This window comes from Vibrio sp. MEBiC08052 (assembly GCF_001506075.1).
Classification (GTDB): Bacteria; Pseudomonadota; Gammaproteobacteria; order Enterobacterales; family Vibrionaceae; genus Vibrio.
The window spans coordinates 391197-401208 of sequence record NZ_KQ947475.1; the positions used below are offsets into that span (position 1 = coordinate 391197).

Sequence of the window (10012 nt, forward strand, 5' to 3'; positions counted from 1 at the left end):
GGGTCGGTGCGACCCTCTTCTATGCTCGGTAACCATACGGTTACTCTTCGTTCTCGATCAGTCCACTACGATTGAGTAAGAACTGAACCAGCAGTGGTACGGGGCGTCCCGTTGAGCCTTTCTGTGCACCGCTGCGCCAAGCTGTACCGGCAATATCAAGATGAGCCCAGTTATATTTTTTGGCAAACTTAGATAAGAAACATCCTGCGGTAATGGCACCGCCCGGACGACCACCGATATTTGCCATATCTGCAAACGGACTTTTCAACTGCTCTTGATATTCATCGGTAATCGGTAAGCGCCATGCCCGGTCGCTGGATTGCTCCGATGCGTTGATCAACTCATGTGCCAACGGATTGTGATTGGACATCACGCCACTGAGATGATGACCCAATGCAATAACACAAGCTCCGGTCAGCGTCGCAACATCAACCACACAATCAGGCTCAAAACGTTCGGCGTAGGTCAGTACGTCACAGAGAACCAAGCGTCCTTCTGCATCGGTATTCAATACTTCAACCGTTTGTCCGGACATCGTTGTCAGGATATCTCCGGGGCGATAGGCGTTGCTGCCCGGCATGTTTTCACAACCGGCGAGAATGCCTGTGACATTGAGTGGTAGGTTCAACGCTGCAATGGCTTTCATCGTGCCGAAAACCGAGGCTGCGCCACACATGTCATATTTCATTTCATCCATGGCTTCACCGGGTTTCAATGAAATACCGCCAGAGTCAAAAGTCAGCCCTTTACCAATCAGGACGATGGGTTTGCTTTCTGGATCCGGATGTCCTTTATATTCGATCACCGACATCATCGATTCATTCTTAGAACCTCGTCCGACAGCAAGGTATGACGTCATACCGAGCTTTTCCATCTCTTCTTCACCGATGATTTTCGTGGTAACACTGGGGTAATCATCAGCAAGACGACGTGCCTGTGAAGCCAGATAAGCCGGGTTGGCAATATTCGGTGGCATGTTGCCAAGATCTTTACAGGCATGAATCCCCGAAGATACCGCCAGTCCATGATTGATCGCTTTCTCACCGAGGCTCAGCTCGCGTCGAGTCGGCACATTGAATACCAGCTTGCGCAGCGGACGGCGTGTTTCCGGTTTGATGCTTTTAAACTGATCGAAGGTGTACAGGTTATCTTTGGTTGCTTCGACAGCCTGACGAACCTTCCAGTAGGTATCCCGACTTTTGACATGCAATTCGGTCAAGAAACATACGGCTTCCATTGAGCCTGTTTCATTCAGGGTACTAATCGTCTTCTGGATAATTTCCTTGTACTGACGTTCTCCTAACTCTCTTTCTTTCCCACAGCCAACAAGCAATACGCGTTCGGAAAGAACGCCCGGAACCTGATGCAGTAGAAGCATCTGTCCCGGTTTCCCTTCCAAATCACCGCGTCGTAGCAATGAACTGATATAGCCATCGCTGATTTTATCAAGCTGTTCAGCAACTGGAGAAAGCCGGCGTGGTTCAAATACTCCGACAACGATACATGCGCTGCGTTGTTTCTCCGGACTGCCGCTTTTTACACTAAACTCCATGCGTACTCCTACATCGTGAAGACAAATAGAACTAAATCGTAGATAATGCACTCTTACTGGCTGAACAACAGCGAAATCCGAATCATTTTTACTCAGCTTCCCGAGAGGCATAAGATTTTAAAAAATACATGTTTCAACGAAAAATTATAGTGATTCGATTAAAAAAACAAGTTTTTCATAGGTAATTTCAGTGTGATTATCGTTAGATATTTGATCCGAGAGACACTAAAAAGCCAATTGGCGATTTTTTTCATCCTCTTTTTAGTGTTTTTGAGCCAAAAATTTATCCGTGTTCTGGCGGATGCATCCGATGGAGAGATCCCTGCCAGATTGATCTTTTCAATCGTTGGATTGAATATGCCAGCAATGGGGCAGTTGATGCTGCCACTTAGCTTATACATCGGTATTTTGATTACCTTTGGCCGGTTGTACGCGGAAAGTGAAATTACGGTGATGAATGCAACCGGTATCGGCAATAAGTTTCTGGTGCGTGCAGCATTGTACCTGGCAATTATTACTGCCAGTGCAGCCGCGATTAATTCACTCTGGTTGTCTCCGTGGAGCCAAGATCGTGAAGCGCTGTTGATGGATAAACTTGCGGCTGAAAATAGTGTTGATTTACTTCAGGAAGGTCACTTTCAGCGCACACCGGATGGTTCTTCCGTCGTTTTCATCGATGATATTGAAGACAAGAAGTTACGCAATGTGTTTGTGGCGCAGCTGACACCGAAAGACTCGATACTGCCCAGCGTGATTTTTTCCGATTCGGGAAATGTAAAAGAACTCAAGGATGGTCGTCAAATCATTAGTTTGCAGCACGGTGCCCGTTATGAAGGGATTCCTACGCAGATCAGTTATATGGTGACCAAGTTCGATGAGTATGAAGGTTTGATCGGCCAGCGAAAAGTTGAAAACCGAGGACGGGACTGGGAAGCGATCCCGACGCTGGAACTGCTGAGGAATCCGGATAGCCATGCTCAGGCTGAGTTACAGTGGCGGATTTCTCTGGTGGTTTGTATTCCACTGTTAACTATGCTGGTTGTCCCGCTGTCTGCCGTGAATCCCCGCCAAGGTCGATTCGCAAAAATGGGCCCCGCGATTTTAGTCTATCTGACTTATTTCTTAGCGATCAGTGCAACCAAATCAGCCATTGAAGATGGTGGGATTCCTCCCGGTGTCGGGATGTGGCCGTTGAATGCTGCATTGTTGGGGACCGCCATATTGATTAATAGCCTGGATAGTGTATTTGTCCGCCGATTGAAGGATCGGTACAGACAGAGAAAGGTGGAAAGTCGTGTTTAAGATTTTAGATTTATACATCGGCCGAACGATCATTGCGACAACCAGTTTGGTACTGGTCACTTTTGTCGGCTTATCCGGGATTATCAAGTATGTAGAGCAACTGCGAAAAGTTGGTCAGGGAAGTTATGACCTGATAAAGGCATTGTATTTTGTGGTACTGAGTATTCCCCGAGATATCGAAATGTTTTTCCCGATGGCTGCTTTGCTGGGGGCTTTGATTGGTCTTGGGATGCTGGCAGCCAGCTCCGAACTTGTGGTGATGCAGGCTTCCGGTTTTTCCAAACTGGATATCGGACTTTCGGTGCTGAAAACGGCAGTGCCATTGATGATAGTGATTACCTTATTAGGGCAGTGGGGCGCGCCTCAAACGCAGAAAATGGCGCGCGATCTACGTGCATTTGCCACATCTGGCGGTCAACTGCTTTCTGTTCGCATGGGGGTTTGGGCCAGAGATACCAATGACTTTATTTTTATTAATAAGGTGAGTGATGACAAACTTTACGGTTTGAACATCTGGCGTTTTGATGAGCACAAGAAGCTGCAAGAAGTGATTTTTGCCACTGAAGCTGATTATGAACAAAGTAATCAGCAGTGGGAAATGAAGAACGTTCATATCACTCATATGAGTGATGAAGTTGTTATCTCGAAACAGCAGTTCTCCACTTATCCGTGGCACACTTCACTTGAGCCTAATAAATTAGCGGTTGTCACGGTCAAACCTGAAGAACTCTCCCTCAGTGGCCTGTATGACTACGTACATTATCTGAAAATATCTGAACAGGATTCATCCCGTTATGAGCTGGCATTATGGCGTAAAGTCACCCAGCCGATTTCGATTGCAGTGATGATGCTGATGGCGCTTTCGTTTATCTTTGGCCCGTTGCGCAGTGTCACGATGGGGGCGAGGATCTTGTCAGGTGTAATTGCCGGTTTTACCTTTTACATCTCCAGTGAGTTTTTTGGCCCGCTGAGTTTGGTATATGGCTTCCATCCGGCGATAGGGGCTGTCGCCCCCAGTATCGTTTTCCTCTCGGTCGCGTTGGCTCTGTTGCGTCGGAAACTGTAAGCTCCGGAAGAGAGCGGCTTACGCATCGTCTTTGGGGATGACATAGAGATTGGTTTTAGCCCAAATATCATGGAATCCCCGTTTCTGAGGATCGAGCGGAACGGTCAGATTCGAGAGGCCAAATCCCGAAGTAAATAAACGAATCAGTGCTTGGGTGATGGTAATGGGCGTACCATCTGCATTGCTGACCATCAGCCGCCAAGCCTTCATGCCGAGCGTTTGTCCTTTTTGAGTCCAAAACCAAACAAAAAAACCAATCCAAATCATAGCCAGATAAGCGGTAAATATGGAACTCCAGAATGGATTATGTGTTAAGAAACCGCTGACATCCTTGTCGATGCCATAATGGAGCAGCCCAACGGCAACCATTGCTTCAAGCATGAGGACAATGACAGCGGCAGCAAGTATTTCCAGTACCAAAATCAGACAGGTATCGTAAACAAGCGCACCAATACGTCGGATAAAGCCTGCGGTTTGCAAATGAGGTTGATGTGACATCGGTTATCTATATCTCAGTGAAATAATTCCCGAGAGGATAGTCATTATTGCAAGGGTAAAAAAGAGGGCAAATCGAGTAAATTGGCATTTATGGTGAAATAATCAACAATCAATTGAATTTTCGCTTTTTTTCGATTTTTATTATTGCGCTGATTCATTTCTTCCGTATAATTCACCTCACTAAAGGGGTAGCCCCTGATGCCGATGTGGTGAAATTGGTAGACACGACGGATTCAAAATCCGTTGCCTTCGGGCGTGGCGGTTCAAGTCCGCCCATCGGTACCATGATTTAAATGACAAAGCCTCGACGAAAGTCGGGGGCTTTGTTGTATCCGGACGTCAATTATTTATCGACACAGTCAATTTTATTTCTTCCATCTGTTTTCTGCCAGCGGGTATTTGCGCCTTCAAATTCATCAATTTAATCTATTGATTCATTTGTTTTTATAATTATCAATTTGTTATATGTATGATCAAATAAAGTAAAAAAAGCGCTGAGTTGGGTTAAATGAATTGCATATGAGATGATATCGTTATTTTTTATTTTCTCATTATGATGGAGGGCAATATGCGTAAGCAATTGTCATGGATTATATTATTACCGAGTATTTTCAGTGGATATACGATGGCTGAAACTGAAAATGCCCCTTATTTTGACCAGTTACTCTCCGCAGATTATGCACAGCTTAGTCGGCAAGTCGCACCTATTGAGTCAGCGCAACGGCAAACCCTTGTGCCGATGCAGCTCGACCTTTCCGATCTCGATCTTTCCAATAAAGTATCGCTCCTGCCGCAGGCCGGAAAACTAGAGAGTTTAGCCGAACATGTGGCGAAAACATCTGCGCAAAACCTTCTATCCTCTGCGACGGCTGAAGATGGTTCTGATAGCGTTACCCCTTTATGTGACACATTAGCTGCAGGAACTTTATATACATTGAGTGGTGTACAAAAAGACGGCGTCTATTGTTATCACTTTGAAGTCAAACAGCGCTCCAAAATTATGGCGCTGTTAGTCGGCCAGGCTGAAACGACAGATATGAAACTGTCCGTGCTCAAGCATGGTGCGAATGACCAGCTTTTTATTGTCGGCACGTCTGATCACCCCGCCAATGCGGATGAGGTTGTTTCAGCGGTGGTTGAACCGGGGCACTATTACTGGTACATGGAGGCGAAAGCCGCTGATAATGCTAGCATTCAGTTCGGTGTGTCGGTCAATTCGGCTATCGATGCTTATGAGCCGAATGATACGCCCCAGACTTCAACTCGGTTACCTGAAACTCGTAATATGATTGTAGGGAATATCGATTCAGCATCCGATTTGGATTATTACCTTTATACGGTTGAGAAAGGTAAAAAAATTGATATCGAAATTGATGATAGTGATTCACCTAAACAATGGCTGTTTAGCTATAGTGTTTTGAGTGGCTCTGTTGAGCGGGAAGACAATACCTCTCACTATGTTGCCACGGAAGGGACACAACTTCTCCTTCAAGTTAAACATAATCCGGGAAAAACAGCTGATGCGAGCAAGCAATATCGCATATTGCTCGGTCCGTCAGTGGCATCGATGAAATCATCTTCTGTTCAGGGCGAGCCGGATGTGGTTCGGTTAAAGCTGAGTGAGACATCAATGTATCCGAATATATTGTTGAATGGACCGTCAGGACTTTATTTAACAACACAGGCATACAATCAACTAACCTGGCAGGTGAAACTGACGGACTCCGCCGGACAACCAGCAGCCAATGCAGCCGTTGTTTTACAATATGATGTGAATCTGTTTGATGGAGAATGGAATCCATCGAATTCTATTGCTTATACCGATAACACGGGAACCGCAAAAGGGACGGTTACGCTTGGTCGGAAGAACTGTCAGTATGAACTATTTACCACACAAATTGCCTATGTGTATAACAGTAAAGTGACATATAGAACCGGTTTTGATGCGGGCCTGTGGAGAATCCTTGTTCCGGGAACTTCAATTGGTGTAGGTGGTTCTAACGTCCCTGGCGTGACTCTCGGTCATATTTGTACTCAGAATGTACTAAAAGTGGAATAACGCTACCTGATTTGAATAACATCGACTATCAGTAAATCGAAAGGGAAGCATTTGCTTCCCTTTTTCTCATGGCTTATCGATACAATGACTGACTTTGTATATGCACCTTGTGCCATCGTATCGATATATATTTAGCATTGCGATAAGAATTATTTTAACTTTTTGAGTCTTTTGTCATAAAGTGATTTTTTGCTAAATTGCTTAGGATATTGACTCATGAATTGTGGACTGATGGTCGATTGAATGCAGTTGCACACAGTTACATCTACAATGTAAAAGTTATGGATAGTTCTTACAGATAAGAGTGTTAATTCGATTGTGGCAAATATAAAAATTACAGTAGACAGATTGCAGCCGGGATTACACATCCGCTTACCCGTGAAGTGGAATGATCACCCATTTCTACTGAATAGCTTTAAGATCAAAAACCAAGATCAGATTGATATTATTAAACATCTTGGTATTCAACATGTTTATTTGAATCCGGCTCAAAGTGATACACAACCATTGTCTCCGCATACATTGAAACGAGAAAGTGGTGGTGATAATGCTCCAAAGGATGGGGCTGTTATTGATGATGAGGCTAAAAAACTCTGGGAAGAGAAAGAAAGCCGGATCGATAAACTGAAAGCTTACCGTCGTCGTGTGGTTCGTTGTGAAAAAGAATTCGAACGCTCTCTGGCACGGATTCGAAGTGTGATGAATAAGATTCGTAATCGACCTCAAGATGCTGTCGATGAAGCGTCTCAATTAGTGGCGGATGTTGTGGATGAGTTACTGGCTGAAGAAAGTGTGACGCTCCATCTGATGAACAGCAAAAGTGAGTTTGAAGATATCTATTTTCATTCTCTGAATGTGTCTGTGATTGCGATGATGATTGGTCGGGTTAAAGGATTTGATGCAGAGAAGATCAAAGAGTTAGCCTTTGCGGCACTGTTTCATGATATCGGTAAAATTAAAGTTCCGGCCGCAATTGTCCGCAAACAAACCCCGCTCACTGAGCCAGAGAAAAATTATCTCAAGCAACATACGCGTTATGGGACTGATATTGCCAATGGCATAGAAGGGTTTCCTGAGAGTGCCAAACGGGTGATTGGTCAGCATCATGAGCTGATGGATGGTTCCGGTTATCCTGAAGGACTGAAAGGTGATGAGATCGATGAATTAGCGCAAATTATTGCTGTTGCCAATGCGTTTGATTCATTGTGCCATGGCAATATTGTTGATGAACAAAAAATTCCTTATGCCGCCTTGTCACATTTGTATAAAAACTGCCGGAATTTATACAACTTTGATAATTTAAGTATTTTAGTTAAGTTTATGGGCGTCTATCCACCGGGGACGGTTGTGCAGTTGTCAAATGAGATGGTCGGGTTGGTGATTTCGATTAATTCAAATGATTTACTCTATCCGAGTGTCCTGATTTATGATCCGTCTGTCCCAAGAACCGAAGCACCAATTGTTGATTTGGCAGAGAGAGAGTTAACCATCGTTAATGTTATTCTACCAGCGAAACTACCGGATAAAGTGCGTGAGTATTTGAACCCTCGTTCACGGATTTCGTACTTTTTTGATAATGAAGATCAGTAAGTTTGTTTGAAAAAACAGCAAATCATAAAAAAATCCAAATCATCTCTAAAAAGTGTTTGACTCTAAGATTTATCCCGTTAGAATGGCCGCCACTTCGAACGGAGAACGTTTGGAAGAATCGCTCTTTAACAATATAGACCAATCAATCTGTGTGGGCACTCGTCGATAAATATCCAAAAAGATTTTATCAATGAACCGAGTGACCAATTCAAGTTGGAGCAGGCAACTGTTTTTCAATAAGAGCACAGTCAATTCAACATTACTTATGTAATGTCACTTTTTGCTTCTGCTTTTAAAAAGCGGAGACAAAAAGCAGTATTCATTGAGCCGACACTTCGGTGTCACAAAAACTTTAATTGAAGAGTTTGATCATGGCTCAGATTGAACGCTGGCGGCAGGCCTAACACATGCAAGTCGAGCGGTAACAGGAGAGAGCTTGCTCTCTTGCTGACGAGCGGCGGACGGGTGAGTAAAGTCTGGGAAATTGCCCTGATGTGGGGGATAACCATTGGAAACGATGGCTAATACCGCATGATGTCTACGGACCAAAGAGGGGGACCTTCGGGCCTCTCGCGTCAGGATATGCCCAGATGGGATTAGCTAGTTGGTGGGGTAAAGGCTCACCAAGGCGACGATCCCTAGCTGGTCTGAGAGGATGATCAGCCACACTGGAACTGAGACACGGTCCAGACTCCTACGGGAGGCAGCAGTGGGGAATATTGCACAATGGGCGCAAGCCTGATGCAGCCATGCCGCGTGTATGAAGAAGGCCTTCGGGTTGTAAAGTACTTTCAGCAGTGAGGAAGGATGATGCTTTAATAGAGTCTCATTTTGACGTTAGCTGCAGAAGAAGCACCGGCTAACTCCGTGCCAGCAGCCGCGGTAATACGGAGGGTGCGAGCGTTAATCGGAATTACTGGGCGTAAAGCGCATGCAGGTGGTTTTTTAAGTCAGATGTGAAAGCCCGGGGCTTAACCCCGGAGTTGCATTTGAAACTGGGAGGCTAGAGTACTGTAGAGGGGGGTAGAATTTCAGGTGTAGCGGTGAAATGCGTAGAGATCTGAAGGAATACCGGTGGCGAAGGCGGCCCCCTGGACAGATACTGACACTCAGATGCGAAAGCGTGGGGAGCAAACAGGATTAGATACCCTGGTAGTCCACGCTGTAAACGATGTCTACTTGGAGGTTGTGGCCTAGAGCCGTGGCTTTCGGAGCTAACGCGTTAAGTAGACCGCCTGGGGAGTACGGTCGCAAGATTAAAACTCAAATGAATTGACGGGGGCCCGCACAAGCGGTGGAGCATGTGGTTTAATTCGATGCAACGCGAAGAACCTTACCTACTCTTGACATCCAGAGAAGCCGGAAGAGATTCTGGTGTGCCTTCGGGAGCTCTGAGACAGGTGCTGCATGGCTGTCGTCAGCTCGTGTTGTGAAATGTTGGGTTAAGTCCCGCAACGAGCGCAACCCTTATCCTTGATTGCCAGCACTTCGGGTGGGAACTTCAGGGGAGACTGCCGGTGATAAACCGGAGGAAGGTGGGGACGACGTCAAGTCATCATGGCCCTTACGAGTAGGGCTACACACGTGCTACAATGGCATATACAGAGGGCAGCTAACTTGCGAGAGTGTGCGAATCCCAAAAAGTATGTCGTAGTCCGGATTGGAGTCTGCAACTCGACTCCATGAAGTCGGAATCGCTAGTAATCGTAGATCAGAATGCTACGGTGAATACGTTCCCGGGCCTTGTACACACCGCCCGTCACACCATGGGAGTGGGCTGCAAAAGAAGCAGGTAGTTTAACCTTCGGGAGGACGCTTGCCACTTTGTGGTTCATGACTGGGGTGAAGTCGTAACAAGGTAGCGCTAGGGGAACCTGGCGCTGGATCACCTCCTTACGTAAAGATATTTGAGATGAGTGTCCACACAGATTGATTTGGTTTATAA

General features: G+C 45.6%; 6 protein-coding genes, 1 tRNA gene and 1 rRNA gene. 6 read left to right on the top strand and 2 right to left on the bottom strand.

The window, feature by feature from the left end:
* Window positions 1-40 precede the first annotated feature (40 nt).
* Window positions 41-1552 carry a leucyl aminopeptidase gene (gene pepA, locus VRK_RS01860; protein WP_059119837.1) on the bottom strand — a complete coding sequence of 504 codons (1512 nt, stop codon included), beginning with the start codon at window positions 1550-1552 and terminating at the stop codon, window positions 41-43.
* 192 nt (window positions 1553-1744) lie between these two features.
* On the opposite strand from pepA, the gene lptF reads away from it, so the two are divergent.
* Window positions 1745-2854 carry an LPS export ABC transporter permease LptF gene (gene lptF / locus VRK_RS01865; RefSeq protein ID WP_059119838.1) on the top strand — a complete coding sequence of 370 codons (1110 nt, stop codon included), beginning with the start codon at window positions 1745-1747 and terminating at the stop codon, window positions 2852-2854.
* Window positions 2847-3920 carry an LPS export ABC transporter permease LptG gene (gene lptG, locus VRK_RS01870; protein ID WP_059119839.1) on the top strand — a complete coding sequence of 358 codons (1074 nt, stop codon included), beginning with the start codon at window positions 2847-2849 and terminating at the stop codon, window positions 3918-3920. The genes lptF and lptG overlap by 8 nt, the downstream gene beginning before the upstream one ends.
* Before the next feature lie 18 nt (window positions 3921-3938).
* Here the strand turns inward: lptG and VRK_RS01875 are convergent, their stop codons facing one another.
* Complete coding sequence (locus VRK_RS01875; RefSeq protein WP_059119840.1) at window positions 3939-4418, bottom strand: RDD family protein; 480 nt, start codon at window positions 4416-4418, stop codon at window positions 3939-3941.
* Window positions 4419-4618: 200 nt separating this feature from the next.
* Between VRK_RS01875 and VRK_RS01880 the strand changes: the two genes are divergently transcribed.
* From VRK_RS01880 to VRK_RS01895, 4 genes are all read left to right on the top strand, one after another.
* Window positions 4619-4703 (top strand) — tRNA-Leu (locus VRK_RS01880).
* A 283-nt stretch (window positions 4704-4986) separates the two neighbouring features.
* On the top strand, window positions 4987-6477 hold the full coding sequence (locus tag VRK_RS01885) for a hypothetical protein (protein ID WP_059119841.1): 1491 nt from the start codon (window positions 4987-4989) through the stop codon (window positions 6475-6477).
* A 318-nt stretch (window positions 6478-6795) separates the two neighbouring features.
* Window positions 6796-8067 (top strand): HD-GYP domain-containing protein, encoded by a 1272-nt coding sequence (locus tag VRK_RS01890; RefSeq protein ID WP_059119842.1) that lies wholly within the window; start codon window positions 6796-6798, stop codon window positions 8065-8067.
* Between the two features lie 353 nt (window positions 8068-8420).
* Window positions 8421-9963, top strand: a 16S ribosomal RNA gene (locus VRK_RS01895).
* The last annotated feature ends 49 nt before the right edge of the window (window positions 9964-10012 follow it).

Coding starts and splice junctions, on each gene's coding strand:
- pepA (WP_059119837.1), bottom strand. CDS start 1,552: ATGGAGTTTAGTGTAAAAAGCGGCAGTCCGGAGAAACAACGCAGCGCA.
- VRK_RS01875 (WP_059119840.1), bottom strand. CDS start 4,418: ATGTCACATCAACCTCATTTGCAAACCGCAGGCTTTATCCGACGTATT.
- VRK_RS01885 (WP_059119841.1), top strand. CDS start 4,987: ATGCGTAAGCAATTGTCATGGATTATATTATTACCGAGTATTTTCAGT.